The organism is Ureibacillus galli, assembly GCF_014836845.1.
Lineage (GTDB): Bacteria > Bacillota > Bacilli > Bacillales_A > Planococcaceae > Ureibacillus > Ureibacillus galli.
Genome location: NZ_JACSQA010000018.1, coordinates 12896 through 29094 on the forward strand (window position 1 = coordinate 12896; position 16199 = coordinate 29094).

12 protein-coding genes and 1 riboswitch are annotated in these 16199 nt (G+C 37.3%); of the genes, 1 reads left to right on the forward strand and 11 read right to left on the reverse strand.

From position 1 onward, the window contains the following. Positions 1 to 8: 8 nt before the first annotated feature. The gene (gltB, locus tag H9636_RS11975; RefSeq protein WP_191707816.1) at positions 9 to 4529 is read right to left on the reverse strand and encodes a glutamate synthase large subunit; all 4521 of its coding nucleotides are present in this window, start codon (positions 4527 to 4529) and stop codon (positions 9 to 11) included. 118 nt (positions 4530 to 4647) lie between these two features. On the opposite strand from gltB, the gene H9636_RS11980 reads away from it, so the two are divergent. After that, positions 4648 to 5550 (forward strand): LysR family transcriptional regulator, encoded by a 903-nt coding sequence (locus H9636_RS11980; protein WP_191707817.1) that lies wholly within the window; start codon positions 4648 to 4650, stop codon positions 5548 to 5550. A 77-nt stretch (positions 5551 to 5627) separates the two neighbouring features. Here H9636_RS11980 and H9636_RS11985 read toward each other — a convergent pair whose 3' ends face one another. From H9636_RS11985 to H9636_RS12030, 10 genes are all read right to left on the reverse strand, one after another. Beyond that, a complete protein-coding gene (locus tag H9636_RS11985) occupies positions 5628 to 6470 on the reverse strand; it encodes a MetQ/NlpA family ABC transporter substrate-binding protein (protein ID WP_191707818.1) in 843 nt (280 codons plus the stop codon). A gap of 69 nt (positions 6471 to 6539) precedes the next feature. Beyond that, positions 6540 to 7208 (reverse strand): methionine ABC transporter permease, encoded by a 669-nt coding sequence (locus tag H9636_RS11990; RefSeq protein WP_191707819.1) that lies wholly within the window; start codon positions 7206 to 7208, stop codon positions 6540 to 6542. After that, the gene (locus H9636_RS11995) at positions 7201 to 8226 is read right to left on the reverse strand and encodes a methionine ABC transporter ATP-binding protein (RefSeq protein ID WP_191707820.1); all 1026 of its coding nucleotides are present in this window, start codon (positions 8224 to 8226) and stop codon (positions 7201 to 7203) included. The genes H9636_RS11990 and H9636_RS11995 overlap by 8 nt, the downstream gene beginning before the upstream one ends. A gap of 174 nt (positions 8227 to 8400) precedes the next feature. Beyond that, a riboswitch (SAM riboswitch) is annotated at positions 8401 to 8506 on the reverse strand. A 61-nt stretch (positions 8507 to 8567) separates the two neighbouring features. Further along, positions 8568 to 8867, reverse strand: coding sequence for a thioredoxin family protein (locus H9636_RS12000; protein WP_191707821.1), 300 nt, complete (start codon positions 8865 to 8867; stop codon positions 8568 to 8570). A gap of 67 nt (positions 8868 to 8934) precedes the next feature. After that, a complete protein-coding gene (locus tag H9636_RS12005) occupies positions 8935 to 9291 on the reverse strand; it encodes a toprim domain-containing protein (RefSeq protein ID WP_191707822.1) in 357 nt (118 codons plus the stop codon). A gap of 145 nt (positions 9292 to 9436) precedes the next feature. Further along, on the reverse strand, positions 9437 to 9820 hold the full coding sequence (gene gcvH / locus H9636_RS12010) for a glycine cleavage system protein GcvH (protein ID WP_191707823.1): 384 nt from the start codon (positions 9818 to 9820) through the stop codon (positions 9437 to 9439). A 79-nt stretch (positions 9821 to 9899) separates the two neighbouring features. Beyond that, positions 9900 to 10256 carry an arsenate reductase family protein gene (locus tag H9636_RS12015; RefSeq protein ID WP_191707824.1) on the reverse strand — a complete coding sequence of 119 codons (357 nt, stop codon included), beginning with the start codon at positions 10254 to 10256 and terminating at the stop codon, positions 9900 to 9902. A 270-nt stretch (positions 10257 to 10526) separates the two neighbouring features. Then, positions 10527 to 12308 carry an acyl-CoA dehydrogenase family protein gene (locus H9636_RS12020; RefSeq protein WP_191707825.1) on the reverse strand — a complete coding sequence of 594 codons (1782 nt, stop codon included), beginning with the start codon at positions 12306 to 12308 and terminating at the stop codon, positions 10527 to 10529. Positions 12309 to 12407: 99 nt separating this feature from the next. Continuing rightward, positions 12408 to 13580: an acetyl-CoA C-acetyltransferase gene (locus tag H9636_RS12025; RefSeq protein WP_191707826.1), complete on the reverse strand. Its 1173-nt coding sequence runs from the start codon at positions 13578 to 13580 to the stop codon at positions 12408 to 12410. Between the two features lie 67 nt (positions 13581 to 13647). Beyond that, positions 13648 to 16032, reverse strand: a complete 2385-nt coding sequence (locus tag H9636_RS12030) for a 3-hydroxyacyl-CoA dehydrogenase/enoyl-CoA hydratase family protein (protein ID WP_191707827.1) — start codon at positions 16030 to 16032, stop codon at positions 13648 to 13650. Between the last annotated feature and the right edge of the window lie 167 nt (positions 16033 to 16199).

Sequence of the window (16199 nt, forward strand, 5' to 3'; positions counted from 1 at the left end):
ACCCCCTCTTATTTGGAAATCGCTAATTCTTTCACTCCAGTTGTTTCAACAAAAGCTTGCATCGCAGCTCCATCCTCTGTTAACCCTTGGAATCGATGATAATTAATTTTCTCTACCATTGCTTTATAGTCCGTTGGTACAACTTTAATAAACTTCTTAACAAAATAATCCCATTTCGCTAGAATATCTAATGCAATCGTACTTTCCGTATGCTCTAGATGTTTAATAATCATGGAGCGTACTGCTTCGATTTCTGCTTTATCTTCTAGTCGTTCCAATTGAATCATTTCTGTATTACATTTTTCTTTAAAACTTGCCTCATCTGTTGGTAAAACATACGCAGTTCCACCACTCATACCAGCTGCGAAGTTTTTCCCAACATCTCCTAAAATAACGACACGACCACCAGTCATATATTCACAGCCGTGATCACCGATACCTTCAACCACTACATTAGCTCCACTGTTACGTACCGCAAAGCGTTCGCCTGCGCGACCATTAATATAAGCCGTACCGCTTGTCGCTCCATATAAGCATACGTTACCAGCGATGACATTTTTTTCTTGCTCCCCTTTAATAGGAGCAATGGCCACTAATTTACCACCAGATAACCCTTTACCGAAGTAGTCATTGACATCACCAACACAAGATAACGCCATCCCACGTGGAACAAAGGCACCGAAACTTTGGCCAGCATGACCAGTAAATTTCAATGTAATCGTGCCATCTTTCAACCCTTTTTCGCCGTATTTTTTCGAAATTTCACTTCCGATTATTGTCCCAACAACTCGATCTGTATTTTTAATCGTGTATTCTAATTCAACACGTTCTTTTTCTTTTATACTATTTTCTACTTTTGGTAGAAGTTCACGTACATCGAAAGTTTCGTTAATACGTAAATCTTGATTTGTTTGTTTCGTACGTACCCCTTGCACTTGGTATAGCAATGCTGATAAATCAAGTTGACTTGCTTTCCAATGGGATTTTGCCCGTTCACTAATTTGAAGGACATCTGTACGACCAACCATTTCTTCAATCGTACGGAATCCTAATTTTGCCATATATTCTCGAATTTCTTCCGCTACAAATGTCATATAGTTCACGATATGGTCAGCATTTCCCATGAATTTTGCACGCAACTCCGGATTTTGTGTTGCCACACCAACCGGGCATGTATCCAAATGACAAGCACGCATCATAATACAGCCAAGGACGATTAAAGGAGCTGTAGCAAATCCGTATTCTTCCGCTCCTAGTAAAGCCGCCATTACAACGTCTTTACCTGTCATTAACTTTCCATCGGTTTCTAATGTTACCTTTTCACGAAGTCCATTTAACATTAATGTTTGATGAGCTTCAGCCAACCCAAGTTCCCAAGGTAAACCTGTATGTTTAATAGAAGTTTTAGGTGATGCTCCTGTTCCGCCATCATATCCAGAAATAACGATGACATCAGCTCCACCTTTTGCTACACCTGCTGCGATTGTTCCTACCCCCGCTTTTGCAACAAGTTTTACTGAAATTCGAGCGTTACGGTTGGCATTTTTCAAATCGTAAATTAGTTCTGCTAAGTCTTCAATTGAATAAATATCATGATGTGGTGGCGGTGAAATTAATCCTACACCTGGTGTTGAACCACGAACTTCAGCAACCCATGGATATACTTTATTCCCTGGCAATTGTCCACCTTCACCTGGTTTAGCCCCTTGAGCGACTTTAATTTGCAACTCATTCGCATTCACTAAATAATGGGATTTCACACCAAAACGCCCTGAAGCAATTTGTTTAATTGCACTATTCCGGTTATCACCGTTTTGATTTACTTCAAAACGAGCTGGGTCTTCTCCACCTTCACCGGAATTCGAGCGACCACCAATTCGGTTCATCGCAATCGCTAATGTCTCATGGGCTTCTTTTGATATCGAACCAAAGGACATTGCCCCCGTCTTAAATCGTTTTAAAATCGATTCTACCGGTTCTACATCTTCTAACGGAATCGATTGGTTCGTAGATTTGAATTCAAATAAATTACGTAAAAAACCAATACGTTCTTCATTTGCCATTTCCGCATACATTCTATATAAACCGTAATCATTTCTTCTCGTAGCTGTTTGCAAAGTATGAATCGTTTTTGGATTAAAGGCATGATGTTCACCATCTGCACGCCATTGGAAATCACTGCCGGAATCTAATAATTCCGACTTTGAACGACACGCTAATGCATGACGACGTTTTGCCTCTTCACCAATCGTTTCTAAATCAATACCATCAATTTGGGATGCTGTACCTGTGAAATGCTGATCAATCACTTCTTTACTAATACCTACCGCTTCAAAAATTTGAGCTCCGCGGTATGATTGAACAGTAGAAATCCCCATTTTTGACATGACTTTCACAACACCATCTGCAATCCCTTTACGATACTTGGCTACAGCATCTTGATAGCTTAAGTTAAGATGGCCAGCTTCAATCGACTGCTGAATTGAAGCGTATGCTAAATAAGGATTTATTGCATCTGCACCAAAACCAATTAAAGATGCAAAATGATGAACTTCTCTCGCTTCACCACTATTGACAATTAAACTTACTAAAGTTCGCTTACCTGTACGAACTAAATATTGATGTAAGCTACTTACCGCAAGTAAGATTGGTATTGTTGGTGTATGGACTGAATCAAGTTCATCCGTTAAAACGAGCAATGTTATACCTGCGTTAATTGCCTCATCTGCTTCTTTGAAAAGACGTTCCAATTCTTTTTCTAAAGACATTTCAAATTGAAGATTGATGACTGAATGTTGAAAATATTTATTCGACAAGCTTGTCAGTTCATTTAACTCACCGTTTGTTAATATCGGTGTTTCTAAAAAAATGCGACGGGCATTTTCAGCATTTGGATGTAACAAGTTTCCTTCTGCACCTAATAAAGTCATCGTCGAAGTCACAATATGTTCACGAATGGAATCGATTGGCGGATTTGTAACTTGAGCAAATAGTTGCTTAAAGTAATTGAACAATGATTGCGGACGATCAGATAATACAGCCAATGGTGAATCATTCCCCATTGAACCAATCGGATCCTTTGCACTTGTAGAAATTGGAACAATATATTTTTGAATATCTTCAAAAGTGTAACCGAAGGATTTTTGACGGACAGTTAAATCAGCTACTTTTTTCGGTAATTCATTTTCCGCTTCGATTGTTACTAAGTTGTCTTCTAACCATTGACCATAAGGTTCTGCCTGGGCCATTTCGCTTTTTAACTCATCATCGGAAACAATTTTCCCTTGTTCTAAATCGATAAGCAGCATACGACCTGGACTTAAACGTTCTTTATATAAAACGTTTTCCTCTTCGATATCAACAACCCCTACTTCTGAAGAAAAAACAATCATATCGTCTTTTGTTACATAATAACGCGCTGGACGTAAACCATTCCGGTCTAGAATCGAACCTATTTGTTTACCATCTGTGAAGCAAATTGCTGTCGGTCCGTCCCATGGTTCCATTAAACTAGCATGATATGCATAAAACGCCTTTTTCTCCTCGGATATATGAGGGTTTTCTGTCCATGGTTCAGGAATAAGCATCATCGCCGTATGGGCAGGCGTTCTACCAGCTAATACAAAAAATTCAAAGGCATTGTCCAACATGGATGAATCTGAACCTGAGTTATCAATAATCGGTAATAATTTATTTAAATCTTCACCGAAACTTTCTGAAATAAAGCGTTGTTCCCTTGCCGTCATCCAGTTAATATTCCCACGTAATGTATTGATTTCACCGTTATGAACGATGTAGCGGTTCGGATGAGCACGTTCCCAGCTTGGGAATGTATTCGTTGAATAACGTGAATGAACAATGGCAAAAGCTGAAACAAAGCTTTCATCTTGTAGATCGATATAAAACTCACTTACTTCTTCTGGAGTTAATAACCCTTTAAATACGATTGTTTGGCTCGACATACTTGGGCAATAAAATTTCATATCCTGTTGCTTTGCCCAAAATTCAGTCTGCTTCCGAATTAAATATAACTTGCGTTCAAAGGCTAACGTATCTTTAGGGTTTTCTGCTTTTATAAACACTTGACGAACAATAGGCGCCGTTGACTTAGCAACATCACTTAAAATTCCCTTATCTGTAGGGACTGTTCGCCATCCGATTAAAGATTGCCCTTCTTGTGCAATCAATTCATTCATTTTTTTCTCAATGGATTCTCTCTCTTTATCATCCTCTGTAAAAAATAATTGTCCTACACCATACTCCCCTTTTGCCGGTAAGTTTAGCTCTGGACAATTCAATTTATAAAATTGGTCAGGAATTTGCACCATTAAACCAGCACCATCGCCAGTTTTACCGTCACCTCCGCGTCCAGCTCGGTGATCTAAGCGACATAACATTTCTAATCCATTTCTTACAATTTCATGTGAAGCGTGTCCCTTAATATTTGCATAAAAACCGATACCACAAGCGTCATGTTCAAAACTCGGTGAATAAAGACCTTGTGCCTTCGGATACTGATGAAAAGCCATGTAAATCCCCCCAAATCTCATAAATACCTTATTTACATTTTAAGGTTTATAAAATAATATAAACAATATATAGTTTGGATTGAATTAATCTAATTTTTAGATAAATGGGGTGAAAACGTTGGAATTACGCCAATTGCGATACTTTGTAGAAGTAGCAGAAAGGGAACATATTTCGGAAGCAGCCGAACATTTACATGTCGCCCAGTCAGCAGTCAGCAGACAGATAGCAAACTTAGAAGACGAGCTAGGCACAGCACTTTTTGAGCGAGTTGGTCGAAATGTAAAACTGACACCAATTGGTAAAATCTTTTTAGACCACACAGTTACCGCATTGAAGGCAATTGATTTTGCAGTTAAACAAGTGGAAGAATATTTAGACCCCGCAAAAGGAACCATTAAAATTGGCTTCCCTACAAGTCTTGCAAGTTATGTATTACCAACCGTTATTTCTGCTTTTAAAAAGGAATATCCAAATGTTATGTTCCATTTACGCCAAGGATCTTATCGTTATTTAATCGATGCTGTAAAAAATAGAGAACTTAATTTGGCATTTTTAGGACCTGTTCCTCAGGCAGATGAAAGCATTAATACTACCATTCTATTTAGTGAAAAAATCCACGCCCTACTTCCTGCTAGCCATCCTTTAGCTAAACGAAGTAAAATTCATTTGTCCGACCTACGACAGGATAATTTTGTATTATTTCCGGAAGGATATATTTTACACAAAGTTGCGATTGATGCTTGTAAATCGGCAGGATTTGTCCCGAATATTACTTCTAAAGGGGAGGACATGGATGCATTAAAAGGGTTAGTTGCTGCGGATATCGGCGTAACACTCCTACCTGAAAGCTCCTTGTATGACTCAACACCACGTTTAACCGTTAAAATGGAAGTTGAAAGTCCTATCCTAACAAGGACTGTCGGTGTCATTTATCCAACAAACCGTGAACTCGGGCCGTCCGAACAAGTATTTTTAAAATTTATTAACACATTCTTCTCAAGGTTAAACCGTTTTATTTAACCATAAAAGCGTCCATTGAATCCAATGGACGCTTTCTTATGAAAAAACCTTCGGATTTTCATCCGAAGGTTTTTAGATTATTTATTTACAGGTACGACTGCGCCGCCCCACTCATCAAGAATAAATTGTTGGATTTCATCCGAATGTAGCACTTCCACTAAACGTTTAATTGCTTCATTATCTTTGTCTTCAGAACGTACTGCAATTACATTTACATATGGAGATTCAGAATCCTCGATTGCGATTGAATCTTTAATTGGGTTAATTCCAGCATCGATTGCGAAGTTCGAGTTAATGACAACTGCATCGCCTTCGCCTTCTTCATAATAAGTAACTAGCATTTCTGGAGCAGAGCTATTATCAATCGTTAAATTTTTCGGATTTTCCACGATATCATCAACTGTTGCGACCGCTTTATCAACATTTTCATCTAATTTAATTAAACCTTTTGCTTCTAAAAGAGTTAATATACGACCTTGATCTCCAACAGAATTAGAAATAATAATCGTTGCACCTTCCGGTAGCTCATCTAATGACTTATATTTTTGAGAGTAAATACCGATTGGTTCGATATGAATGCCACCAGCGTTTACGAAATCATAACCTTTATCTTTAATTTCAGTTTCTAAATAAGGAATGTGTTGGAAGTAGTTAGCATCAAGATCACCAGACTCTAAATCTTGGTTTGGCATTACATAATCTTGGTAAGGTTTAATATCTAATTCGATACCTTCTTCAGCTAAAATCGGTTTTGCTTGTTCTAAAATGATGTCATGTAAACCGTTAGACGCCCCAATTGTAATTTTGTTCGATTCTTCTTTTGCACCTTCACCAGTTGTCTTTTCATCTTTTGCGTTACCGCAAGCTGCTAATGCAAGTACGACTACTGATATGAATAAAATGGATAATAATTTCTTCATTTGCTTCTTCCCCTTTTCTTTATTTCTTTTATATGTGAACGGTCTATACCGTAAGCACTAAAGTGATAATTATCGTTTATCGGTCTTTGTTGTTATAAAGTCCCCAATAAACTGAATAATAAACACAATAATTAAAATAATAATCGTCGCCATCAGTGTTACATCATCACGACTTCGTTGGAAACCATCGATAAAGGCTAAGTTTCCTAATCCTCCTGCGCCGATAATTCCTGCCATCGCCGTGTATCCTACTAGCGTTACTGCCGTTACTGTAATACCCGATAGTAAAGCAGGCATCGATTCTGGAATTAATACTTTCCAAATAATTGTAAAAGTTTTCGCTCCCATTGAACGCGCTGCTTCTATAACTCCTTTATCAATTTCACGTAATGCGATTAATACCATCCGCGCATAAAAAGGGGCTGCTCCAATAATTAAAGCAGGTAATGCTGCCTCTACTCCGCGAATTGTTCCTAGCAAAAACTTCGTAAATGGAATTAATAAAATAATCAATACGATAAATGGAATCGAACGGAAAATATTGACTAATGATCCGGTAATAAAGTTTGCAATTTTATTTGCCCATATTTGATGTGGACTTGTTAAAAACAATACAATACCAACTATTAAACCAATGATAAAGGTTGCTGCTGTTGAGATGATTGTCATATATAGGGTGTCGTATGTAGCTTGCCACATATCTTCCCATCGAACATTCGGAAATAATTCACTAAGCATGTTCAATCACCTCCGTTTGAATTTCTATTGAATTAAGTAAATTTAATGCTTTTTGAACGTTGCTATCTTCACCTAGAATTTGAACAATTAATGTTCCGTATGGTCCGCTTGCCGTTTGTGAAATGTTACCGTGAACAATATTCACTTCCACATTGAACTGTTTAATTAATTGGGAAATGATTGGCTGTTCCGTCTTATTTCCTATAAACGTTAGTTTCACAATTTTACCCGTTGGATAATTAGCTAAAATCTGTTCAATGGAATCTTTTGAATCCTTTGTTCCAGATACTTGCATAACAAAGTTTTTCGTAATATCCGCTTGAGGTTGTTGGAATACTTGAAGGACATCGCCTGTTTCTACCACTTGACCCGCTTCCATTACGGCCACTCGGTGACAAATTTTTCGAATGACATGCATTTCATGGGTAATGAGAACAATCGTAAGTCCTAATCGTTTATTAATATCTAATAACAATTCTAAAATGGAATCCGTCGTTTCTGGATCTAACGCACTTGTTGCTTCATCACAAAGTAACACTTCCGGATTATTTGCTAGTGCTCTTGCAATACCTACCCGCTGTTTTTGACCACCAGACAACTGGGAAGGATAGGCATTTTCTCGGCCAGATAAGCCTACTAAATCAATTAACTCTTTTACTCGGACTTTACGTTCTGCTGCTGGAACACCGGCAATTTCTAATGGAAATGCGATATTTTCTGCAACTGTACGGGACCATAGTAAATTAAAATGTTGGAAGATCATACTGATTTTCTGTCTTGCTTGACGAAGTTTATTACCTGAAATGGATGAAATCGGCTGACCATTTACAATGACCGATCCGCTAGTCGGTTTTTCTAGTCCATTTAATAAACGAATCATCGTACTTTTCCCGGCGCCACTGTATCCAATGATGCCGAAAATTTCACCTTTATGAACGGTTAAATTAACATTTTTTACAGCTGCTATTTCACCATTTTTTGTCTTATATATTTTCGATATATCCTTTAGCTCAATCATATATGTACTCCTTTATGTTACGCCTCAATTTTCTTATGTTGAGGAAGAAATGTATGTAAAATACACAACTTTTTTATCATTTTCCTTTTGAAAATATTATCCCAAAATAAAAACCCTCTCTACACAGACAAGTAGAAAGGGTACGCAATAAAATATCTATTTACGATAACCGTTCTCTTATCTTTCAAAGTATCCACTTCGCGTGACTTGGCACCTTTTCACATAATGTGATGGTTGCCGGGCTTCATAGGGCACTTCCCTCCACCGCTCTTTATAAGAGTTACGATATTAAATTTTAAGATTATGGATGTAACTTTATCACGTTCATTTTAAGTAGTCAACTACTTTTTTAACTTTTCGTATAAATAGGGCACGGATTGAAATGCATACACTTTTTCAACTACACTATCCCGATTAATCAATAAGCAAGGAACACTTTCTATTTGATAATCAAATGCTAGTTGTTCGAGAAAATTAATATTCGCCTTTCCCATCGGTAGTTCAGGCAAAAGCGTTTCGATTACATCCAACATTTTTGATGCGACAGCACACGTTCCGCACATAGGGGTATATAAATAGAAAGCTGTTAGCGCATTTTGCTCCCTTTGCTGCTCCCAAGTTTCAATCGTCCATTCTTCCATTTGTCCATCATCCTACTCAATTTTATATCATAAAGCTGCATTTTTTCTAAGTGATTCGGTTAAGTATTTATGCCTCTGTTGATGAAGATAAATATTGTTTATGCACTGAAAATTTCGCCTCATTTAATAATTGGGCCAACACTTTTTTTGGTGCATTGGCAACTTCTATATATGTTCGAGGAATGAAAAGATGAACAGCTTCAGAATAAATTCTTTTCGTTAGCTTTCTCAACTTTTCTCCAGAATTATCTGCATCAAATAAAGTATAGAGCTTACACTCTTCAAAAGGCTCTAAAAGATCTAATAAAGCATCTTCACTAATTGTCCCATTTGTACAAATAATTTTAACATCCTCAGCAAAAATTGGTGCAATGTTCAACTTATCCGATCGGCCTTCAACAATTATACACTTTTCAACAGTCATTTGCTTCACCCCACGCTTTGTAGTTATACAGCTAAAAAATGTCTGCAAATATGCATAAAAAATTAGAAAAAGAAGATGGTTACTTATTATATTTTATTGTAAAAAAAACGCCAGTGGTTTCTGGCGTTTTTACTATATCTTATTCTTATTCTGCATCAATTAATTCATTATATTGCTCAGGAGTTAATAAAGCATCAACTTGCGAAAGATCTGTTGGTTCTACAACAATCATCCACGCTTTGTCGTATGGTGATTCATTAACAAATTCTGGACTATCTTCAAGCTCAGAGTTAATTTCAACAACTTTCCCTGAAATTGGTGCATATAGTTCTGACACAGTTTTAACAGATTCTACACTACCAAATGGCTCGTTTAATTGAATTTCGTCGCCTACTTGTGGAAGCTCAACGAAAACAATATCGCCTAGTTCAGATTGAGCAAAGTGTGTAATTCCTACACGTACTTTTCCATCTTCTACTTTAATCCATTCGTGTTCTTTTGAATAACGTAAATCTTTCGGTGTGCTCACTAAAAACCCCTCCAAATATGTAATTCATTCAAGTTTAGTTTGACATATTTCTATAGCAAATACAAGCTAGTTCAGAGGATTATTTCCAAGATTCTGCAAACTCAGCTTCTTTAAAACCTAACGTTACTTTTTCACCGTCAGTTACAATCGGACGTTTAATTAACATCCCGTCAGATGCAAGTAATTCTAATTGTTCCTCTTCTGACATTGAAGTTAATTTGTCCTTTAACCCTAATTCTTTATACTTCATACCCGATGTATTAAAAAATTTCTTTAAAGGTAGGTTACTCGCTTTCCAATACGATTTTAACTGTTCTTTAGTTGGGGTTTGTTCCACAATATGAATAAGTTCGTAGGAAATTCCGTTTTCATCTAGCCATTTTTGAGCTTTTTTGCAAGTTGTACAGCGTGGATATTGAATCAATTTTAGTGTCATTTCACTTCTCCTTCATAAGTTATAACATTTACATAAAGTATAACAGAGATTGATTGTACTGAAAAAGATAAAGTGAAAAGGTCTTTTTCCGATCATTTTTTGTTTCACCACTTAGACTATTTCGCTTACATTATTAACGGTTTTATGGAGTCTTAATACGAATGTGGGGTAAAGTGAAACTCATTTAAAGTGTGTTTTACGTAAGAAAAGAGCATAACATTTAACAAAAAAAGAAAAAGGTATCCAAGTTGGATACCTTTTTTATATATCTTACACAATATATTTTTCAGCCTCGATTAGTTTTTTAGATGCTTCACGTTTTTTCAAAATTAAATTGTAAGGGTTGCTACGAGTTAATTTACGTAGAGCTGAAAGCATCATTTTTCCATTATCTCCATCGGCAGAAGCAAGAATTGTCTCTTTCGCTTCTTTTTCGATTTCAGCAAATGCTTCTTGGCAGAAAATTTCAGTATAAAGAAGTTTTTGTTTTGACTTCTCAACACCATCACGCTCAATCGCTTTTGCTGTACGGATGACAGCCGATTCCATCGCATACAGTTGGTTAGCAATATTCGCAATGTTTACTAAAACTTCTTGTTCATTTTCAAGTTTTGCTCCGAAGGCTTGTGCCGCGACACCCGCAGTTAAAATACCAATTTTCTTCGCATTTTTCACAAGATATTTTTCCTGTGCTAAAGGCTCATCTCCGATTTCTTCAGGCATTAACATTAACAACTCTTCTTGTAGCTTTTGAGCAGCTTGAAGTAAAGGTAATTCTCCTTTTAACGCCTTTTTCATAAATGTTCCTGGAACTAGTAATCGGTTAATTTCATTTGTTCCTTCAAAAATACGGTTAATACGTGAGTCACGGTAAATACGTTCCACTTCATATTCTGCCATGAAACCATAGCCGCCATGTAATTGTACTGCTTCATCCGCAATATAATCTAACGTTTCAGAACCAAATACTTTGGCAATCGAACATTCAATTGCATATTCCGCAATTGCAGCTGCAATGACTTTACCATCCTTTTGTTCTTCTTCTGATAACTGGCTTAAGCGATCTTCAAAGTAACCGACAGTTCGGTAATTTAATGATTCTGATGCATATAGTTGGGATGCCATCGTTGCAATTTTTTCTTTTGTTAAATTGAAGCTTGAAATCGGTGTTTTAAATTGTTGACGTTGATTTGAATAGGCGATTGCTAATTCTAACGCACGTTTAGAAGCACCAACAGTACCAACCCCTAATTTGTAACGACCGATATTTAAAATATTAAATGCAATAACATGACCACGTCCAACTTCACCTAGTAAATTTTCAACAGGAACTTCAGCATCTTCTAAGATTAATGTACGAGTTGAAGAAGATTTAATCCCCATTTTCTTCTCTTCTGCCCCTACTGAAACTCCTGGATAGTTCCGTTCAACGATAAAGGCTGAGAATTTGTCGCCATCAATTTTCGCATAGACTACGAAAACATCCGCAAAACCAGAGTTCGTAATCCATTGTTTTTCTCCGTTTAATACATAATGCGTTCCAGCTTCATTTAATTTTGCTACAGTTTTTGCTCCTAGCGCATCAGATCCAGAACCTGGTTCAGTTAAAGCATAAGCTGCAATTAATTCCCCTGAAGCAAGCTTTGGTAAATATTTTGATTTTTGTTCATGGTTACCGAATAGAACGATTGGTAATGAACCGATACCTACATGAGCACCATGAGTAATAGAGAAACCTCCAGCCGGAGACATTTTTTCTGCAATTAATGCAGAAGAAATTTTATCTAGACCTAATCCTTCATATTCTTCCGGTACATCTGCAGCTAGTAATCCTAATTCACCAGCTTTTTTCAATAAACGTACAGAATGTTCAAATTCGTGGTTTTCTAAGTTTTCGACTACTGGTTTCACTTCATTTTCAACATAATCCGTCGTTGTTTGAGCAATCATTAGTTGCTCATCTGTAAAATCTTCAGGCGTAATGACACGATTTAATTCCACATCTTCAATTAAAAAACTTCCACCTTTAATAACATTTGTTGTTTGAACCATCTACATTTCCTCCCCTATATTGAAAATAATTAAGACACTACAATTTAGACCTTTGTCATAATTCACTTCATTCGTGTTACTTACTAGAACAAATCTTTTTTATAACACTTCAAATACTCCAGCAGCACCCATACCGCCACCAATACACATTGTGACAACGCCATACTTTTTACCTTGACGTTTTAATTCATGGATTAACTTTAATGTTAAGATGGCACCTGTTGCACCAAGTGGGTGACCTAAAGCGATTGCCCCACCATTCACATTCACCTTTTCTATATCGATGCCTAAATGGCGTACTACTTGAATTGATTGGGAAGCGAATGCTTCATTTAGCTCCCATAAGTCAATATCCTCTAAGGAAAGTCCAGCGATTTTCAATGCTTTTGGCACAGCTTCGATAGGGCCAATTCCCATTACTTCAGGAGGCACTCCTCCAACGGCGAATCCTAAAAATTTTGCCATCGGTTTTAATCCTTGAGCTTCCGCCTCTTCTCGATCCATTACTAATACTGCTGCTGCCCCATCGGATGTTTGTGAAGAGTTTCCTGCTGTAACAGACCCTTTTACGTTAAAGGCAGGACGCAGTTTTGCAAGACCTTCCAGCGAAGTATCGGGACGAACACCTTCATCTGTATCAAATGTAAAAGTCTTAGATTGAAGTTTGTGATTTTCATCTACGAAATGTTGAACAACTTCAACTGGTACAATTTCATCCTTAAATTTTCCTTCTTTAATTGCTTTTGCCGCTAGTTCATGAGAACGTACAGCAAAGGCATCTTGGTCTTCTCGACTGACCCCAAAACGATTGGCTACTTCTTCAGCGGTATGCCCCATACTCATATAATATTGAGGTGCTTCTTCTGCTAGTTTCGGGTTTAGCCGAACCGTATTACCTGTCATCGGAATCATACTCATCGATTCAACGCCACCAGCTAAAATCGCCTTTGAATGTCCTAACATCACCCGTTCAGCTGCATAAGCAATCGCTTGAAGTCCAGATGAACAAAATCGATTAATTGTAATGGCTGGTGTCGTATCCGGTAACCCAGCTAACGCCCCTATATTTCTCGCTACATTCATTCCTTGTTCGGCTTCCGGCATTGCACAGCCCATAATTAAATCATCGATAGGACCTTCATATCCAGCTCTTTTTAATGTTTCCTTAACAACAACTGCCCCAAAATCATCAGGACGGAAGTTCGCAAGTGAACCCTTTTTTGCTTTACCAATTGGTGTTCTTGCACCTGCTACAATTACGGCTTCACGCATATTGATATATCCCCCTTATCCATTGGCTTTTGTATTTCAGTTCATCGACATTCCTGCCAGACTATGATTAATTGCGTAATGGTTTTCCTTTTATCAACATGTGTTGCATCCGTTCTTGCGATTTCGGTTCGGCAACAAGTTGTAAAAATGCTTCACGCTCTAAGTTTAGTATATAATCTTCCGTTACTTCTGTTCCGTATGGCACAAGTCCGCCAGCGATCACATATGCGAGCTTTTTCGCTATCTTCAAATCATGTTCACTAATAAAGCCAGATTGATACATTCCTTGGGCACCTAACAATAGTGTTGCGTATCCTGGTGCTCCGACGACTTTCACTTTTTTCGGTATAGGCGCTGTATATCCAGCTTCTGATAAAGCTAGCACAGCCTGTTTCGCATCGTAAATTAAATGATCAGGATTTACTGAAATACCATCTGCAAAGTTTAAGAAATTATTTTCGCGAGCTTCTTCACCGGATGTGGAAACTTTCGCTAAAGCAATTGTTTCAAATACTTTATTGGCAATCGTTTGATAGTCTATTTCCACCCCATTCGGAATCCCTTTTATAAACTTTTCATAGAGTGCTAGATTTCCACCGCCACCAGGTATTAATCCGACCCCTACTTCCACTAATCCCATATACGTTTCACTAGATGCTTGAATATGAGCAGCTGGTAAACATACTTCAGATCCTCCACCAAGCGTCATTCCAAAAGGTGCTGCCACAATTGGTTTTTTACTGTATTTAATTCTACGCATTGCTTTTTGGAAAGCACGAATAGTAAAATCTAGTTCAAAAATATTATCATCTTGAGCTTCCATTAAAATCATGCCAAGGTTTGCTCCTACACAGAAGTTTTTCCCTTGATTTCCAATTACAAGGCCTTTAAAATTTGCCTCCACTTCATCTATTGCGAAGTTGATCATTTGAATAATATCTAAACCAATCGCATTGGATTTTGAATGGAATTCTAACAATGCAACCCCATCACCTAAATCTAGTAAACTAGCACCAGAGTTTGATTTAATAACCCCATGTTTTTTCTTAAAGCGTTTTAAATCAATCACTTTCTCATTCACAGGTACTTTTACATATTCATTGCCATTGTAGTACGCTAAATCTCCATCAATTTCTGTATAGAAAGATTCATAGCCTTTAGCTAAAAATTCTTTTACAAATGAAGGAACTTCTCTTCCTTCAGACTCCATTTTTTCAACAGATTGTTTGACCCCAATGGCATCCCACATTTCAAAAGGTCCTTGTGTCCAGCCAAAGCCCCATTTCATCGCATTGTCAATTTCAACAATTGTTTCTGCAATGATGCCTGTTAGTTCAGCAGAATAAAGTAGCGTCGGAGCAAATATGTTCCATAGTAGCTCACCTACTCGGTCATTCGCATATACTAATGTCTTCACCTTATTTGGAAGCCCTTTTGTTTGTTTAGCCATTTCAATCGAAGGCGTCTGTAATTTTTTCATTGGCACATACTCTAAAGTGGATGGCTCAATTTCAAAAATTTCTTTTCCTTTCTTCACAAAGAAACCTTGCCCTGATTTTGCACCTAGCCAACCATTCTCGACCATTTTCTTCATTAACTCAGGCACTTCAAATACTTTTTGTTCTTCCCCTGTTGTTTGGTCATAAACCGTTTTCGCCACATGAAGGAATGTATCTAAACCAACGACGTCTAAAGTTCGGAAAGTTGCTGATTTTGCTCTACCAATTAATGTACCCGTTACCGAATCCACTTCCCCAACGGAATATCCGCGCTCTAACATCTCTCTAAGTGTAATAAGAAGGCCATATGTTCCAATTCGGTTAGCCACAAAGTTCGGCGTATCTTTTCCTACGACAACCCCTTTGCCTAATACATCTTCAGCAAACGTTTTCATGAAGGTAACAACTTCAGGTAACGTATGTTCAGTCGGAATTACTTCCAACAGTTTTAAATAACGAGGAGGATTAAAGAAGTGAGTTCCTAAAAAGTGCTTTTGGAAATCTTCAGAACGACCTTCAGCCATTGCATTTACACTAATCCCTGATGTATTAGAACTAATGATTGTACCTGGTTTCCGTACTGCATCTACCCGTTCAAATAGGCTTTTCTTTACATCTAAGTTTTCAACTACCACTTCGATAATCCAATCTACATCTTTCAACTTTTCTAAGTCGTCTTCCAAGTTTCCAACTGTTATAAGTGATAAATTTTTCTTAGCTGTTAATGGTGCCGGTTTTTGTTTTAATAGCTTTTGAATCGCACTGCTTGCAAAGCGATTGCGAACTGCTGGATGTTCTAATGTCAGTCCTTTCGCTTCCTCTTCCTTCGTTAACTCCCTTGGTACGATATCTAATAACAATGTTGGAATCCCGATATTTGCTAAATGTGCGGCAATACCCGATCCCATAACCCCTGAGCCTAGTACGGCTGCTGTTTGAATTTTGTAAGACATATGCATCCCCCTTATCACCTTTGAATGAATACTCATTCATTTTATGGTAAAAAAAATATAGCTCTCAAAATATTAATTGTTTCAAACAGTTATTCTGTTCTTAGTGTAGAATATTTCTTCATTTTTAGCAATATTTTTTAACTTAATTTTCTAAAAAATCAATTATT

What these genes read in the sequence shown, in the direction of transcription:
- H9636_RS12030 (WP_191707827.1), bottom strand. Translation starts at nt 16,032, where the DNA reads ATGTCTTACAAAATTCAAACAGCAGCCGTACTAGGCTCAGGGGTTATG.
- H9636_RS11995 (WP_191707820.1), bottom strand. Translation starts at nt 8,226, where the DNA reads ATGATTGAGCTAAAGGATATATCGAAAATATATAAGACAAAAAATGGT.
- gltB (WP_191707816.1), bottom strand. Translation starts at nt 4,529, where the DNA reads ATGGCTTTTCATCAGTATCCGAAGGCACAAGGTCTTTATTCACCGAGT.
- H9636_RS12005 (WP_191707822.1), bottom strand. Translation starts at nt 9,291, where the DNA reads ATGACTGTTGAAAAGTGTATAATTGTTGAAGGCCGATCGGATAAGTTG.
- H9636_RS12015 (WP_191707824.1), bottom strand. Translation starts at nt 10,256, where the DNA reads ATGACACTAAAATTGATTCAATATCCACGCTGTACAACTTGCAAAAAA.
- H9636_RS12025 (WP_191707826.1), bottom strand. Translation starts at nt 13,580, where the DNA reads ATGCGTGAAGCCGTAATTGTAGCAGGTGCAAGAACACCAATTGGTAAA.
- H9636_RS12020 (WP_191707825.1), bottom strand. Translation starts at nt 12,308, where the DNA reads ATGGTTCAAACAACAAATGTTATTAAAGGTGGAAGTTTTTTAATTGAA.
- H9636_RS11985 (WP_191707818.1), bottom strand. Translation starts at nt 6,470, where the DNA reads ATGAAGAAATTATTATCCATTTTATTCATATCAGTAGTCGTACTTGCA.
- H9636_RS11990 (WP_191707819.1), bottom strand. Translation starts at nt 7,208, where the DNA reads ATGCTTAGTGAATTATTTCCGAATGTTCGATGGGAAGATATGTGGCAA.
- H9636_RS12000 (WP_191707821.1), bottom strand. Translation starts at nt 8,867, where the DNA reads ATGGAAGAATGGACGATTGAAACTTGGGAGCAGCAAAGGGAGCAAAAT.